This is a genomic window from Sodalis sp. RH20, assembly GCF_047324205.1.
GTDB lineage: Bacteria > Pseudomonadota > Gammaproteobacteria > Enterobacterales > Enterobacteriaceae > Acerihabitans.
Genome location: NZ_CP178733.1, coordinates 2,625,363 through 2,640,920, shown reverse-complemented (window position 1 = coordinate 2,640,920; position 15,558 = coordinate 2,625,363). Strand labels below are relative to the sequence as shown.

Annotated in this window: 12 protein-coding genes; 10 read left to right on the top strand and 2 right to left on the bottom strand. The window is 54.4% G+C overall.

Annotated elements, in window-relative coordinates; genetic code table 11:
• The first annotated feature begins 25 nt into the window (after nucleotides 1-25).
• The 10 genes from ACL2XM_RS12220 (at nucleotide 26) to ACL2XM_RS12175 (ending at nucleotide 12,424) form a co-directional block, all read left to right on the top strand.
• The gene (locus ACL2XM_RS12220; protein WP_413733031.1) at nucleotides 26-1,195 is read left to right on the top strand and encodes a thiolase family protein; all 1,170 of its coding nucleotides are present in this window, start codon (nucleotides 26-28) and stop codon (nucleotides 1,193-1,195) included.
• Nucleotides 1,196-1,197: 2 nt separating this feature from the next.
• Entirely contained in the window at nucleotides 1,198-1,863 is a 666-nt protein-coding gene (locus ACL2XM_RS12215) for a 3-oxoacid CoA-transferase subunit A (RefSeq protein ID WP_410015548.1), read from the top strand.
• Complete coding sequence (locus ACL2XM_RS12210; RefSeq protein WP_413728585.1) at nucleotides 1,860-2,504, top strand: 3-oxoacid CoA-transferase subunit B; 645 nt, start codon at nucleotides 1,860-1,862, stop codon at nucleotides 2,502-2,504. The genes ACL2XM_RS12215 and ACL2XM_RS12210 overlap by 4 nt, the downstream gene beginning before the upstream one ends.
• 170 nt (nucleotides 2,505-2,674) lie before the next feature.
• The gene (locus ACL2XM_RS12205) at nucleotides 2,675-4,033 is read left to right on the top strand and encodes an MFS transporter (protein WP_413722548.1); all 1,359 of its coding nucleotides are present in this window, start codon (nucleotides 2,675-2,677) and stop codon (nucleotides 4,031-4,033) included.
• Between the two features lie 202 nt (nucleotides 4,034-4,235).
• Entirely contained in the window at nucleotides 4,236-5,414 is a 1,179-nt protein-coding gene (locus ACL2XM_RS12200) for an acetyl-CoA C-acetyltransferase (protein WP_413733030.1), read from the top strand.
• Between the two features lie 342 nt (nucleotides 5,415-5,756).
• Complete coding sequence (locus ACL2XM_RS12195; protein ID WP_413733028.1) at nucleotides 5,757-7,667, top strand: FAD-dependent oxidoreductase; 1,911 nt, start codon at nucleotides 5,757-5,759, stop codon at nucleotides 7,665-7,667.
• A gap of 152 nt (nucleotides 7,668-7,819) precedes the next feature.
• Entirely contained in the window at nucleotides 7,820-8,506 is a 687-nt protein-coding gene (locus tag ACL2XM_RS12190; RefSeq protein ID WP_410015543.1) for a 4Fe-4S dicluster domain-containing protein, read from the top strand.
• Nucleotides 8,503-9,441 carry a cytochrome c nitrite reductase subunit NrfD gene (gene nrfD, locus ACL2XM_RS12185; protein WP_413728581.1) on the top strand — a complete coding sequence of 313 codons (939 nt, stop codon included), beginning with the start codon at nucleotides 8,503-8,505 and terminating at the stop codon, nucleotides 9,439-9,441. The genes ACL2XM_RS12190 and nrfD overlap by 4 nt, the downstream gene beginning before the upstream one ends.
• Nucleotides 9,442-10,827, top strand: a complete 1,386-nt coding sequence (locus ACL2XM_RS12180) for an MFS transporter (RefSeq protein WP_413730600.1) — start codon at nucleotides 9,442-9,444, stop codon at nucleotides 10,825-10,827.
• 250 nt (nucleotides 10,828-11,077) lie between these two features.
• Complete coding sequence (locus ACL2XM_RS12175) at nucleotides 11,078-12,424, top strand: carbohydrate porin (protein ID WP_413733027.1); 1,347 nt, start codon at nucleotides 11,078-11,080, stop codon at nucleotides 12,422-12,424.
• 61 nt (nucleotides 12,425-12,485) lie between these two features.
• Here the strand turns inward: ACL2XM_RS12175 and ACL2XM_RS12170 are convergent, their stop codons facing one another.
• A complete protein-coding gene (locus ACL2XM_RS12170) occupies nucleotides 12,486-13,979 on the bottom strand; it encodes a sigma-54 interaction domain-containing protein (protein ID WP_413730599.1) in 1,494 nt (497 codons plus the stop codon).
• A gap of 310 nt (nucleotides 13,980-14,289) precedes the next feature.
• Nucleotides 14,290-15,456 (bottom strand): metallophosphoesterase, encoded by a 1,167-nt coding sequence (locus ACL2XM_RS12165; RefSeq protein ID WP_413730598.1) that lies wholly within the window; start codon nucleotides 15,454-15,456, stop codon nucleotides 14,290-14,292.
• Nucleotides 15,457-15,558: the final 102 nt, after the last annotated feature.

Sequence of the window (15,558 nt, the reverse complement as noted above, 5' to 3'; positions counted from 1 at the left end):
TGCAGGCATGCAAAAGAAGGTTGTTATGAGAGACGCAGTCATAGTATCGGCGGTTCGTACCCCGGTGGGTAAATGCCGCGGCGTGTTGGCGGCGGTACCGGCGCATATCCTGGGCGCACTTACCGTCAGGGAAGCGGTGGCCCGCGCGAACATCGAGCCGGAAAGCATTGATGATGTGATATTCGCCAACCTGATGAATAACGAAATCAATAATATGGGCCGCATGGTGGCGTTGGAGGCCGGGCTGCCGGTTTCCGTACCGGGGATAACTCTGGACCGTCAGTGCGCCGCGTCGCTGAACGCGCTGGCCTACGGCGCTATCCAGATCGCGGCCGGTTTCGCCGACGTTATTGTCGCCGGCGGGGTGGAAAGCGATTCCCGCCGCACCTGGCAGCTGGAAAAAAACGACAGCGCCTATGCGGTACAGCCGCCGCGCTTTGTCGATATCCATACGTCGCCGGATAGTCTGGGCAACCCGCCCATGGGCATCACCGCCGAAAATGTGGCCGCCAGGTACGGTTTGTCCCGCCGCCAGCTTGACGAGTTCGCGTTGCGCAGCCACCGGCTGGCCGGCGCCGCCTGGCAGGCGGGCCGGTTTGAGGAGCAGATTGTGCCGGTGCCCGTAACCGACAAAAAAGGCCGGCAAACCCAGGTGTCGCGCGATGAGCCGCTGCGCACCGATTGTTCCCTGGACGCCCTGGCTTCCCTGCGGCCCAGTTTCAAACAAGACGGCGTGGTGACCGCCGGCAACAGCTCGCCCATGAGCGACGGCGCCGGTGCCATGGTGCTGATGGAACGTTCGCTGGCGGAAAAAAACGGCCACGCGATCCTGGGCGTCTTTCGCGGCTACGCGGCGGCGGGAGTGGATCCCAACCTGATGGGACTGGGACCGGTTCCCGCCACCGCCAAACTGCTAAAGCAGGCGGGACTGGCGGTAGGCGATATCGATTTATGGGAGCTGAACGAGGCGTTCGCCGCTCAATCGCTGGCCTGCATCCGGGAAATCGGTATGGACCCCGCACGGGTCAATCCCAATGGCGGCGCCATCGCCCTGGGACATCCCCTGGCGGGCACCGGGGCAATCCTCACCGCGAAAACCCTGTATGAAATGAAGCGCCGCAACCTGGACAAGGCCGTTATCGCCTTCTGTGTCGGTGGCGGCCAGGGCGTGGCGGTTTTGCTGACGAGGAATTAATCATGCCGGGAAAATATGCCTTAGCCGATGACATCACCCGTCTTTTTCAAGACGGCCAGACGCTGATTTGCGGCGGGTTCGCCAATTGCGGCGTACCCAATCACCTGATCCAATGCGTGATAGACAGCGGCGCCAGGCACTTCACGCTGATTGCCAACGATTCGGGCGACGCCGACCTCACCATCGGCCGCCTGATTCATCACGGTCTGGTGGATAAGCTTATCGCCTCCCATATCGGCCGCAATACCGAAACCGTGGCGCTGGTGGCGGCGGGAAAACTCCAACTGGAACTGGTGCCCCAGGGCAGCCTGGCGGAGCGGATCCGCTGCGGCGGTTCGGGATTGGGGGGCGTTCTGACCAAAACCGGCCTGGGTACCGTAGTAGAGGAAGGGAAACACCGGGTGGTGGTAAACGGAGAACTGTATTTGCTGGAAACCGCGTTGCGGGCGGATATCGCCCTGGTGCGCGCCCGTACCGCCGACCCGCTGGGCAACCTGACCTATCGCGGCACCATGCGCAACTTCAATCCACTGGTGGCCAAGGCGGCGAGGGTAACCCTGGTGGATGCGGACATGCTGGTGGACCTGGAGGAATACGGCATGGATCGCATCGTGACCCCGGGCGTCTATGTGGACAAGATCCTGACAACGCGAGGAGAAAGACAATGAATGCCCGTGAAAGGATAGCAAAGCGTGCCGCAGGGTATTTTTCCGCCGGCGATGTGGTCAACCTGGGCATCGGCATTCCCAGCCTGTGCGGCGACTACGCGCAGCCCGGCGTAATGTTCCATACCGAAAACGGCCTGGTGGGCATGGGTCCGCTCACTTCGGGCATGCTGGCGACGGAAGGATTCTGCAATGCCACCGGCATGCGTTTTGCGCCGGTGCCCGGCGCCAGTTCATTCGACAGCGCGGAGTCCTTCGGCCTGGTCCGTTCCGGCAAACTGGCGGCGTCGGTGCTGGGCGCCCTGCAAGTGGCGCAAAACGGCGATCTGGCCAATTGGGCCCAGCCCGGCCGGGTGTTCGGCATGGGCGGGGCGATGGACCTGGTGAACGGCGCCCGCAAGGTCATTATCACCATGGAGCTTTGCGCTAAAGATGGCGCACGCAAAATCGTCAACGCCTGCAGTTATCCCCTGACGGGCAAACGCTGTGTCAATCATATCGTTACCGAACAGTGCGTGATTGACGTTACCCCGGACGGGCTGGTGCTGGTGGAACTCCTGGCGGGATTGACCCCACAGGACATCCAGCGTCAGGTCGAGCCGCGGCTGATTGTGGCCGATGTCTTGAAAACCATGGAAATATAGCGTCCGGAGGACACCGTGATAAAAAGCGCTCCAGGTAGATTTGCGCCAGATCACGACACGGGCGATGACGTCGAAACCGGGGCGGAAAACCGGCAACCGTGCGCAACATCCCGATAAACCCACTACGCATCCCCGGGCGCGGCCCGACTGCGTACAACGAGCTGACCATTATGACTGGGCAAGAAAAACACCTGGCGCTGCCACAGAAGACTGTCGATCTTACTACCCGGGGGGACGATCATCTTTCCGCCACCAAAAGCAGTTTCGGCTTCCATGGATGGACCATTATCTGTTTCCAGGCCCTGATGTTCTGGCTGGCCGCGGGCGCCGTAACGCATGGCTTGAATGTGATCCTGCCCGCCTTATCCAACACCTTTAACCTGGAGTACAACGCGCTGCTGGCGCTGGCGACCCCGGCCTCCTGGGCTTCAATCCTGGCGGGGCCCCTGTGCGCCAAGCTGTGTGAAAAGAAGGGACCGAAATTTAATATCGTTTTCTGCCTTATCGCCTGCGGCTTGTGTTTCGGCCTGCTGGGCTACTGGGGGACGCTAACCGGTTTTACCGTACTGTTTGCCGGGGTCTGTTTTTTCGGCACCGGTTTCGCCTATCTGGGCGGAACCGCTCTTATCGCCAACTGGTTTATCCGTAAACAGGGCCTGGCGCTGGGCTGGTGCACCATGGGGCAAACCTTTTCCAGCGCCTTTTTCGTGCCGGTGCTGGCCGGGTGTTTCTCATGGTTTGGCGTGCATAACGGCTTTTGGGGCGTCTCGCTGCTGATGTTCGCCACCGCGCTGCTGGTGGCGCTATTTGCCGCCAACAAACCGGAAGACATCGGCTGCGCGCCGGACAATGCGCCCATTACCGCCGAGGAACTGGCCGAACGGATTCGCGCGCATTCAGACTACATTTGCCCGGTCACCACCGGTCAATTGCTTCGCATGAAGGACGTCTGGTTCATGGGCATCGCCACCGGCGGTATCTATATCATGCTGGTGGGGGTGGTGAGCCAGATTGTGCCCCGCCTGATGGGCATGGGATTTGAACTGGGCACCGCCATCTTCTATATGACCCTGGCTGCGCTGTTCGGCACCTTCGGCGCCTATGGCTGGGGCTGGCTAAACCAAAAGGTGGGCATTAAAGCGGCCATCTCCATTTACACCTTGTGGTGGATGGTATCGGTGGTTATCAACATCGTCCAATTTAATACGCTGACCCTGTGGATTTCTCTGTTGATGATAGGTTTTAGCCTGGCGGGCGCCACCAATTTAAGTACCGCGCTGATTGCCACTAAATTTCCGCGCAGAGCCTATATCCGGGCCATCGGCATTATCGCGCCCATCCAGTCCATTGTACGCTGCTTCGCATTTTCCATTCTGGCGCTGGGATTGACCTATCTGGGCGGATATACCGGCGCTTATCTCCTCTTGGTAGGGGTCGGCGCCGTGACATTGATTTTGATTTGGCAAACCGATGTGACGCCGATAGGAACATTGACGCCAACATCCGGCGAACACCCCGGCCTTCGTTAATGGCGAAAAGAGAATCAAATAGGTTTTTACCCGAACCTGAATAGGATGAATTTTATCAAAAACAACCGCCGGCAATGTGCCGGAAATAATAATTGCCGCGATTATTCATCGGGATAAAGCGGACGCTGATTAAATCGTAACAGGCATTCTAATAAGACAGGGTTTCCTGGAGAAATATAATGAGATTCAGCAGGAGGTCAATATGACGGGAAGTGTTATTGCCAGTGCCGTGCGTACCGCAATCGGTAGCTTTGGCGGCAGTCTGGCGTCGCTGGCCGCCCCCCGGTTGGGCGCGCTGGTGGCGCTGGAAAGCCTCAGGCGCGCCGGTATCCCGCCCGATATTATCGACGAGGTTTTCCTGGGTAATGTCCTGCAGGCGGGATTGGGCCAAAACCCGGCCCGTCAGGCGATGCTGCATGCCGGCATTAATGAAAAGACCCCGGCGACCACCGTCAATGTCGTCTGCGGGTCCGGCTTGAAAAGCGTCATCCTGGCGTCCCAGGCTATCGCCGCGGGCGATGCGCAGATTGTCCTGGCCGGCGGGATGGAAAATATGTCGGCGGCGCCTTATCTGTTGGATAAAGCCCGCTGGGGCTACCGGATGGGGGAAGGCGCCATTATCGACAGCATGGTGCATGACGGACTGTTTTGCAGTGTTAATCAATACCATATGGGCATCACCGCGGAAAATGTCGCCGTCCGTTATAACATCAGCCGGCTGGAGCAGGATCAGATCGCCCTGCGATCGCAGCAGCGGGCGGTGGCGGCCATTGGCAACGGCGCGTTCCGTAATGAGATTCTGCCCGTGATCTTGCCCGGAAAAAAAGGCGACATTATTTTCGATACGGATGAACATCCGCGCGGGGATGTCAGCGCCGAGGGCCTGGCCAGGCTGCGTCCGGCCTTTGCGCCTGAGGGCAGCGTCACGGCGGGGAATGCCTCCGGCATCAATGACGGCGCGGCCGCGCTGGTGGTAATGAACGAAGCCCGGGCCCGCGCACTCGATATCAGGCCGTTGGCGCGGATCCGCGGTTATGCCACCTGCGGCGTCGACCCGGCGTTTATGGGTATCGGGCCGGTGCCGGCGGTGCGCGCGGCACTGAAGAGGGCCGGTCTGGGTATCGGTGATATTGACCTGTTCGAGGCCAATGAAGCCTTTGCCGCGCAGTTCGCCGCGGTGGGCCATGAGCTGGGGCTGGATGAAGACAAAACCAACGTCAATGGCGGCGCCATCGCCCTGGGCCATCCCATCGGCGCCTCCGGCGCCAGGATATTGGTAACGCTGCTCTATGCCCTGGCGGCCCGGGACAAAACCTTCGGCGTGGCAACCCTGTGTGTCGGCGGGGGATTAGGGGTGGCGATCGTGGTGGAACGCTTGTGACATATGTCTTACCGTCAGGGGGAAAATAGGGGCTTAAAAAATAAAAACGGGAATAATTTAAGGCCGAGTACAGGTCTTAATTCATAAATGCATTAAAAATACAAAAATGGATGATTACTGTTTTTACGGGCTGGTTTTATATCCCGGCTTTGACGATATTTTTTATAGCCAGGATTGAAAACCGACATAATAAGTGCGGCGAAGTTGGAAATGACGCGTAATAAAGCCAATTGCAATCATTTTAGGTCATGTGCCCGATAAATTCGGACGTGGATTAATATTGGCACTAACTTTGCTCAATATCGCGGGTAGATAAAACTTATATAAGCGGAACGATATTCTATGAAAAACGATTACGTGAAAAAAAGCTTATCAGCACTGGTTGCGCTCATTCTGGGCTGCTCTGCGGGTCTGTCGGCCAACGCGGCTGTTACCGCCGGCGATTATACGGCTGCGGCCAAAGGCAAGGAGAGTGATGTCAGGGTCACGGTTTCCATTGATCAAGCGGGAACGATTAAAAATATCGTCGCCGACGCATCCGGAGAAACCCCTGAACTGGGCGGCGTGGCGGGACCTCTGGTCGCCAAGTCCATCCTTGATAGGCAAAGCCTGGACGTGGACGGCATGACCGGCGCCACCGAAACCAGCGATGCCGTTAAGCAAGCCGCCAAGGCGGCCTTGCTGAAGGCCGGCGCGGATATCGGCAAATACACCAGCGTATCGGCTAAAACCGCAGACCCTGTCGCCGATGAGGAGAAAACGGTGGATGTGGTGGTCATGGGGGGCGGCACTTCCGGCACCGCCGCCGCGCTGGCCGCGGCGGAAAAAGGCGCTAAGGTGCTGGTGATTGAGAAATCCGCGGTGGTGGGCGGCAGCGGTAATATGGCCAGCGGCTTTTTTGCCGTGGGATCGGCGCTGCAAAAATCCTTAGGGATGAAATATACCCCGCAGGATCTGACGCACCGGCTGCTGGATTATAACCACTTTTTATCCAATGGCCCGCTGACTAAAGCCATTGTGTATAAATCCGGTTCAACGGCCGACTGGATGGAACGGCACGGCGTGAAGCTGGAAATCAAGACTGCCGTTAAAGACACCAACCAATTGCAGCAGGCGCACATGGATGATCCGATCAAGTCCGATATTTACCACCATTATCTCAATACCAATGCCGCCTATAAAAGCCTTTATGCCGCCTTCCAGCAATACGGTGGAGAAGTGCTCAAAAGTACCGCTGTGACAGCATTGATTCAGGAACAAGGCGGCAAAGTCACCGGCGTGACTGCGCAAAAGGCGGACGGTGGCAAATTAATCGTCCACGCCAAGGCGGTTATCATTGCCAGCGGCGGGTTCGGCGGTAATGAAAAATTAATACGGGACGTGATGGATACACCGAATATTCATATCCTGGCTTGGCCGAATCAGGGCGAAGGTATCAAAATGGCCTGGACCGCCGGCGGGGCGGAATGGAACTTTCATTCCGCATTGATTCACGCCTGTAAACTGGTGGGAATTACATCGTCGGCCTCGGCCGATAAAGGCAATGCCGAAAATGACAGCCCTCTTATTTGGTTACTAAAATCACCATTATTATGGGTGGACGCCAATGGTGAGCGATTCGGCGATGAAGGCCTGGTGTATGATTCGGCTTACTGGGCCAATGTGTCTTATTCGGTGGGCGGTAAATATTACATAATTCTCGATAATCAGACTTTGAATGCCTATACCAAAAAAACATTCCCCTTTCCTTTATCCGGCGCCGGCCCGGCCAATCCTCCTAAGGGCGGCGATTTCACGGCGCTGGCGGATGCCGCCGTCGATGGGGGTAAAAGTAAAAATATTTTCAAAGGACAGACCCTGGAGGAACTGGCAAAAAATATGGGTGTGGAAGCCGGCCAATTGGAGAAAACCGTTTCCCGTTATAACGATCTGATCAAAGCCAAAGTTGACGCGGACTTTGGCAAAAAACCGGATTATCTGATTTATCCGGTGAAAACCGGACCCTTCTATGCATTTGAAACCCAGGTGGTGAGTTTAAGCAGCATCGGTGGGGTAAGGGTTAACGCCAAATTACAGGTCACCGATATTAACGCCAAACCTGTCCCGGGATTATATGCGGTGGGCAATGTCGCCGGAGGTTTTTACAGCGGACCCTCTTATCCGCCTTATGAAGGCTTAGCTAATGGCTTTGCGCTGAATTCAGGCCGCATTGCCGGGGAAAACGCGGCGGAAACCATCGCGGCCGCTCATTAATATCAGCAGGGCGAGAGGGCTAAACAGTGTCTTCAAACTGTACCCTATACAGTCAAATGGGCTGGTGAAATACAGGAGCATAATACCTTGCTTCAGGATACCGGCAAGGGATGAAGCATTGCTCGCGCATTATATTTAAATAAGGGGTCGTTATGGGCGTGTCGCGTCGCGGGTTTATTATGGGAATAGGCGGAGCCGTGCTGGCGGCCAATTCAATTAACCGTATTCTGGCGGAGGTCATTAATCCGCAAACTCTCATTGTGGGTAATATCCGCTACGGCATGATCCATGACGAAACCCGCTGCATTGGCTGTCGTGCCTGTGTCCGGGCCTGTCACAAAGTCAATAATGTTCCGGAGGAAGTCACACGGCTGGATATTCTGGATAACGGCACGTACCGGGAGATGGATAAAACCTCGCGACAGTTCAAGCGTAAATCCTGCCAGCATTGCGATAACCCGCCGTGCGTTGCGGTTTGCCCTACCGGCGCTTCTTATAAAGACGCTACAACGGGCATAGTTGATGTCCACCACGATCGGTGCGTTGGCTGCCGGTACTGTATCGCCGCCTGTCCCTATCATGTCCGCTTCATCCATCCGCTGACGAAAACGGCGGATAAGTGCAATTTTTGCCGGGATACCAATCTGGCCGCCGGCAAGCCCCCCGCCTGCGTGGCGATCTGCCCGGTGAAGGCGCTGACCTTCGGTAATCTGGACGATCCCGACAGCGATATCGCCAAACTTATCGCCAGCAAAACGGTATACCGTGAAAAAGTATATTTAGGCACTCACCCCAAGCTCTATCATATCGCCGGCAAATTTGGAGAGATACGAGGATGAACACTGCGTTTCATTTCGCTACCCTGGTCTGGGATTGGCCCATTGCCATTTACTTATTATTAATAGGTATTTCATCAGGCATGGTCATCATAGCCGTTTTGCTTAAAAGGCAACTCCTCGTGGCAAATGCCGGCAGCGACGGCATTATCAAGGCGACGGTAGTTATTGCGCCTTTAACGGTTGTTCTTGGGCTGGTGATCCTTATTTTCCATTTGGCGCGTTCGTGGACTTTTTGGTATTTGATGGTGTTTTATAATCCCCATTCGGTTATGTCGCTGGGGGTAATGTTATTCCAGGTTTATATGGCGGTGCTCATACTCTGGATTATCGCCATCTATCAGCAATACCTCCTTGATATGATTAAATCAAGATGGCTGAAACGGATTATTTTTTTCATCGCGGGATGGGAACGCCGGCTTGATATGGCGGTATTTTTGTTGGCCATTCTGCTCGGGGTCTATACCGGCTTCCTCTTGCTGGCCCTGAAATCCTATCCGTTATTGAATAACCCGGTATTGCCTCTGCTTTTCCTGGTCTCCGGCCTGACATCCGGGGTGGCCATGGCGATATTTTGCGGACTGGCGTTCTGTAAACAATCGGTTTATTCGCCGTCCCTGGCTTTTATTCATCGACTGGAACCGCCGCTTATCTTGACCGAGCTTGGCCTGCTGGCGGTTTTCTTTATCGGCCTGATTTTTGGCGGCGGACAAAAGGAGGCCGCGGCATTAAATGCCCTGAGCGGTTTTTGGGGGGCCGTGTTTTGGCTTGGCGTGGTGGGACTGGGTATGGTATTGCCTATGGCTTTAAGGTTGCTGTGCGCAGGCCGTATCACCTCCCATAAAGTTTATTGGCTATCGATGTCGGGCGTCGCATTGTGCAGCGTGTTTATGCTGCGCATGTTTATATTGTATGCGGGACAGATGGTAATGGCATAAATGAACAACTTAACCTGGCTTGTGAGCGTTGCATCATTAACTTTTTTTATGCAATCTTTGGATACCACCATGTTATATCTGGCTATCCCCTCCATGGCGCAGGCATTACATCAGTCCTCCCTTAGCATGGGGATGGTGGTGGTGTCTTATATGCTGACAGTGATGGTTTTTACGCCGGTATGCGGCTGGCTGGCGGATACATACGGCTATCGGCGAATCTATCTCTTAGCGTTGGGCTTATTTAGCCTTGGCTCGTTTTTGTGCGCCGCGGCGGATACGTTAACCGCCATTATCCTGGCGCGTTTTTTACAGGGCATTGGGGGAGCGCTAATGCTGCCGGTGACGCGCGTGGTCATTTTAAAAACGACCCTCCCGGCGGAAAAATTATCCGCCTTAAATAAGATCACGTTATTGGGGTTGGGCGGAACGCTGCTGGGACCGCCGCTAAGCGGACTGCTGATAACCACATGCTCCTGGCGCATGATTTTTCTGGTAAATATTCCTCTATGCCTGATCTGTGTCGTCTTGGCAAAAAAATATATGCCCGAACAGCTAACATCAAGTATGCGGGGAAAATTCGATACCATAGGATTTATGCTGGTGGTACCGGCATTGTTATTAATCTTGCTTGGCTTGTTGGGCATCGGTAAACACTATTTTACCGGAATGTGGGTAATTATATTCTTCCTAATAGCAATGCTGTTGTTATATCGCTATAAAAACCACCAAGATAATACCAATGATCCGCTATTCACTCTTTCGCTGTTTCGTCACAGAACCTTTGCCGTAGGCATAGCCAGTAATATTTGCGTGCGGATTTTTATAGCGTCGGTACCTTTAGTCCTGTCGCTGATGCTGCAACGGGAATTTAACTATTCACCGAGGGGTGTCAGTATCATTATGCTGTCGCTGGCGTCGGGTTCGATAAGCGCCCGGTTCCTGCTGCGCCCGGCATTGATATGGTGCGGCTACCGGTGTTTGTTGCTTATCGCGACGACGGTAAGTGCTGCGTTAATCTATTCTTTGACTCTTCCTGGGCTGAACGGTTCGCTGGATAGCGTCGTTATATTGATATTTATTCTGGGGGTGTTTACTTCTGTCCTGTATGCCACCATGAATACTCTGACGTTCAGCGAGTTAACTGATGAGACCTATCACGCCGGCAACAGCTTGCTGATACTGAGCCAGCTGCTTTCAATCATAATAAGCGTTACGTTAACATTTACGGTGCTTCATTATGTTAACTACGCCGCTAACGCCAGGGGGCTGGAAAATTACCATGTGTCATTTTTATTGATGAGTTTTGGTTTGTTTTTATGTTGCTTTATTTTTTTACGCCTGGATAAAAACGATGGCGATGTTTTTGTGCAGGAAACGCAGAAGTAATAACGCGGTTATTTAAAGAATAATCCTGACTGCCAGTAATATTAGGTAGTTATGACATCTGATGTTTTAACAAAATGTAATTATCGATGATAACCAGAGCCGGAAAAACAACGCGCTGCTAGCGCGCCCGGAATAGGGCATGCTATCGCGGTTGGGCCGTCATTGAATATATTCGTGGCCGGCCGTTTCCGTCCTATTACCTCAATGGGATAGAACAATGAAAATAACGCCTCATAATATATGGAATAGAATGCTATGTTCCGGCGCGATCGCCTGCGGCATAGCGCTGACGAGCAGCGCGGCGTTTGCCGCCAGCGACGCGGAATCTTCAGGACGGCCGCTGTCCGATGCCGGGGGATGGCTGTCGGAGCACGGCGTTACCCCACATATCATGGCCTCTCAGCTTTGGCTGGGCAACCCCAGCGCGGGGACTTCCACCGACGAGCAGCAGGCCTACACGATGTTTTTTGCCGGCGCGGATTTCGATCTCGATCGTATGGGATTCATACCCGGCGGCACGGTCCACTTTATGCAACTATGGGTGCCCTTCGCCCATAATACTCTCTATGGCAATAACGCCGGCGGCATGTTGGCCGGCGATCCGCCGCCCTATATCCCCAAGGTCTCGCATTTGCTGCGTTTCGGTTATGAACAGCTACTGTTTAACGATCGGCTCTCCATTGAACTGGGCAAGAGCAATCCCGGCCAGTTTGTCGGTTTCAGCAACTGTAACGTGCCGTCGTCCTGTATAAATACCGTACTGAATAAAACCGCGGGGTTCGCCCCCGCGCCTTACGCCGGCTGGGGCGCACGCGCCAGCTATCACTTTACGCCGGCGCTGGAGTCCAATATCGGTGTCTGGCGTACCTACCAGGCGTTTCCGTTCACCAACGGCTGGGAACGGTGGGACGACGACTTAGATACCGGCAGTACCCTGCTGGTCGCTAATTTAGCGCGGCGCGCCAGCTGGCGGCAGGAGCCCTATCCCTTCAACTGGGAGGTCCTGGCGTTCCACAATAATTTGCAATACAACGATGCCTACGCCACGGTGAACGGCACCTCGAAGGTATACGACGGCAGCTCGGCGGTGATTACCCATAAAGGGGTTTCCGGCTTTTATCTTACGGCAAAAAAAGCCTTATGGCGGCGTGATGGCGGGGCCGATCCCCACAATCCCGCGCCCAGCGCCGTAAGTCTGCACGGCAGCTGGTCGCAAACCCTGCAATCGGATGCCTACACGGGAATAGCCACGTTGGCTGATGTCGGGCTTATCTGGTCGGGCCCCTGGCAGAGCCGTCCCGATGACAGCTACGGCCTGACTTTCCGCTGGGGCAGGCTGACGGATGGCGAACACCGTTATTTGCAGGATATGTACGATTCCCTGGGCGGAACGGGGTGGCAGGTGCCGCGTAACGAACAGCAGTTAAGTATCGACGCTTCCTTTATGCTCACGCCGGAGGTCAATTTAACGATGACCGGGTCTCGGGTCTGGAACAACACCAATTACCAGTATGCCTATACCAACGTCAAACCAGAGGATGGCTACACATTCTGGATCCAGGTCAACGTCATGCTGGAAAAACTGCTTGGTCTGTGAGGGCTGCGAACAGGGAAAACTGCCGGCCCGTCCTGGCGCCGGCAAAATGTGTTTACGGTTATCATTGCTGATGGCAAATCATATTCGTATCCGTACCGAACCTTCTGCGTCCCAGCCCCAGGGATTGCATTTTCCTGACGATGGTGGGCTGGGATACGCCCAGGGCGGCGGCAATATGATAGGTGGTTTTATATTTATCCTGGGCCAGCGCTAATACAGTCCTTTCAATTTGCGACAGAATATCCGGCAGGGTATGGTTAAGGCGCAGTTGCCTGGCGCAAAAATTCAATGCTTCGTCATCCAGATGGTCAGGTTGCGGATGCTGTTCATTCTTGCATAGCAGCGGAGAGATGATTTCTTCGGTAATGAAATTTTCCTCGGAACAAATATACAAATATTCAATGATGTTTTCCAGTTCGCGGATATTGCCCGGCCAGGCGTAATTGACTAACAGTGTCAACGTCGGGGCGGGGAATCTGATTATTCTGTTATAAAGAGCATCAAATTTATGCAGGAAATATTCAGTCAGTAACGGAATGTCGCTTTTTCTTTCCCGTAAAGGGACGAGATGAATCGGAATAAGGTTAATGCGGTAAAAAAGATCTTCACGGAATTTTCTCTCGGCGACTTTTTTATCCAGATCGGCATTGGTGGCGGCAATGACGCGGACATTAAGTTTGACAGGTTTAGTTCCGCCTAAGCGGACGATTTCTTTTTGCTGCAAGACGCGTAACAATTTCGCCTGGGCCTCGAAGGGTAAATCGCCGATTTCATCCAGGAATATTGTTCCGCCGTTGGCCTGCTCAAAAAAACCGGCTCGTCCTGAACCGGCGCCGGTGAATGCGCCTTTTTCATAACCGAAAAGCTCACTTTCTATAAGGCTGACCGGTATTGCCGCACAATTAAGCTTGATAAAAGGCCGGTCTGCCCGCGCGCTTAGTTTTTGGATATTCTCAGCCACCACTTCTTTACCTGTGCCGGATTCTCCGCGTATTAAAACGGATGCATCTGTTTTTGCGACCCGCAGCATAATCCGCTTCAGTTCTTCCATCGGTCTGCTGACACCGATAAAATTAGCGAAAGGTGGGGAAGCCGGCCCTGTTATTTTTTCCAATGGTTCATGATAGGATTCGAATGAATAAATCGGATAGTTGAATTTGGCATGCAGTTTCTGGAAAAAAGATTGCGCATACAAGATAGACACCACATGTTCAATCTCGTTTTCCTCATCAAGCACCGGCATACCTGACACAAAAGCCATTTTTTCCGGTAACAGATGATGAACAAAAAACGCCATGGCCTCTTTCTTTTGTTTGAGGACTTCGGTGGTAATCGCGCTTTTGAAATATTTTCCTTCTTTAATAATATCGTCAATGCTCCGGCCAAGGATGGCATCAGCCTCTATGATGGGGTTTTCACGCAGGTAAGCCAGGTTGATATATTCCGTTACGCCGCTGGAGTTGGTTATGTAGATAGGGCATTCCAGGGTATCGACGATTTTCTTGAAATCTATCCCAGCCTCGTTAGCCGTTTGGAGAAAATTTGCGCTGGACATGATGGGCCTCTTGAAAACCGGTGATGGTAAAACAGACTATACCGGCTCAAGGAACCAGCGAATGTTAGATCAAGTTATAAATAAATTTGATGGCTGGATATGTGAAAGAAATCACATATCGTTCCGGTATTAAACAGCATTTTTATTTATGTTAAGAAGTCATAAATCAGAGGTAAAGATATTGAAATAAGATCCAGCATATTAGGCAAAAGCATCTCTTTGTCTTTTATATTGGCGATCGATCGGGCTTCCCATCGCCTCCATGGGCGATAGGTGCGCACATCGCCGCGCCCCATCAGGGCGCCCGCCATCAACCGGCAGGCGGATGCGCCACCAGACGCAGGAGCGTGACTTCAGACGGTGCGGCCAGTCGTATCGGCGGTCCCCAATAGCCCGTGCCGCGGCTGGTGTATACCCAAAGATCGTTGAGCTTGTCCAGCCCGTGTACGAACGGCTGCTGCAAACGGACAAAGAACTGCCACGGCAGGAACTGGCCTCCGTGCGTGTGGCCGGACAATTGCAGCGTGAAGCCCGCTTCCGAGGCGGCCGTCGCAGAGCGTGGCTGGTGGGCAAGCAAAAGCCGGAACAGAATATCGCCAGGGGCGCCGCGCATGGCTTTCTGCGGATCGCTTGCGTGCGCCGGGTCGAAGTTGCCGCCGCTGTAATCCGTCACGCCCGCCACGATGGCGCGCGCGCCGCCGTGGTTAACCACCACATGTTCGTTCATCAACACCTGGAAGCCAAGCCGGCGAAACTCAGCGATCCAGGTATCCGCGCCGGCATAATATTCATGATTGCCGGTGACGAAGAAGATCCCGTGCCGCGCCGATAACGCGCCAAGGGGGCGGGTATCCGCCTCGAGCTGCGGCACGGATCCATCGACGACATCGCCCGTCACCGCAATCAGGTCCGCTTCAAGCGCATTCACGGTTGCGACGATTTTCTCGACATAGCCGCGTTTAATGGTCGGGCCGATGTGGATGTCGCTGATCTGCACGATGCGAAAGCCGTCCAGCCCCGCCGCCAGTCCCGCGATAGGGATGTCGATATTTTTCACCGGCGCATTCCTGCGCGCGTTGTAAACGCCCAACAGCGTGAGGAGTATGGCAACGAGCGGTACGCACAGCGCGCTGACGGCGGTGAACTCCGCCGTCGCCGCAGTGACGCCCGGCAAACTGTCCACGGCATGCAGCAAAAGCAACACTATATCGCGCAGCGCTGTCAGCACCAGCAGCGACGAGAAGAAACCCATCGTGAGTAATCCCGCCCACGCCAGCCGGTCCGACAGCGGCTGTTTTTTTATATTGCGCGCGGCCATGCCGACCGGGATCAGCACAGCAGACATCGCCAGCAGCAGCGCCGCGAGCCATTTGAATGGCGTGCCGACAGGCAAGGCGGCAATGAGCCGCACGCCGATATACACATGCAACAGCGTGACTATGCTGATGAGGCGAATGAAAAATGCGGAACGGAGCATAGATAATCTTTCCTTGTTACATGATATCACCTCTCTCAGGATAGCCGAATTCACTCTCCCGCGTCAGCGTCTGACGTTATCCCCCAGCGGGCGGCGGGGCAC

Coding starts and splice junctions, on each gene's coding strand:
- ACL2XM_RS12220 (WP_413733031.1), top strand. CDS start 26: ATGAGAGACGCAGTCATAGTATCGGCGGTTCGTACCCCGGTGGGTAAA.
- ACL2XM_RS12215 (WP_410015548.1), top strand. CDS start 1,198: ATGCCGGGAAAATATGCCTTAGCCGATGACATCACCCGTCTTTTTCAA.
- ACL2XM_RS12210 (WP_413728585.1), top strand. CDS start 1,860: ATGAATGCCCGTGAAAGGATAGCAAAGCGTGCCGCAGGGTATTTTTCC.
- ACL2XM_RS12205 (WP_413722548.1), top strand. CDS start 2,675: ATGACTGGGCAAGAAAAACACCTGGCGCTGCCACAGAAGACTGTCGAT.
- ACL2XM_RS12200 (WP_413733030.1), top strand. CDS start 4,236: ATGACGGGAAGTGTTATTGCCAGTGCCGTGCGTACCGCAATCGGTAGC.
- ACL2XM_RS12195 (WP_413733028.1), top strand. CDS start 5,757: ATGAAAAACGATTACGTGAAAAAAAGCTTATCAGCACTGGTTGCGCTC.
- ACL2XM_RS12190 (WP_410015543.1), top strand. CDS start 7,820: ATGGGCGTGTCGCGTCGCGGGTTTATTATGGGAATAGGCGGAGCCGTG.
- nrfD (WP_413728581.1), top strand. CDS start 8,503: ATGAACACTGCGTTTCATTTCGCTACCCTGGTCTGGGATTGGCCCATT.
- ACL2XM_RS12180 (WP_413730600.1), top strand. CDS start 9,442: ATGAACAACTTAACCTGGCTTGTGAGCGTTGCATCATTAACTTTTTTT.
- ACL2XM_RS12175 (WP_413733027.1), top strand. CDS start 11,078: ATGCTATGTTCCGGCGCGATCGCCTGCGGCATAGCGCTGACGAGCAGC.
- ACL2XM_RS12170 (WP_413730599.1), bottom strand. CDS start 13,979: ATGTCCAGCGCAAATTTTCTCCAAACGGCTAACGAGGCTGGGATAGAT.
- ACL2XM_RS12165 (WP_413730598.1), bottom strand. CDS start 15,456: ATGCTCCGTTCCGCATTTTTCATTCGCCTCATCAGCATAGTCACGCTG.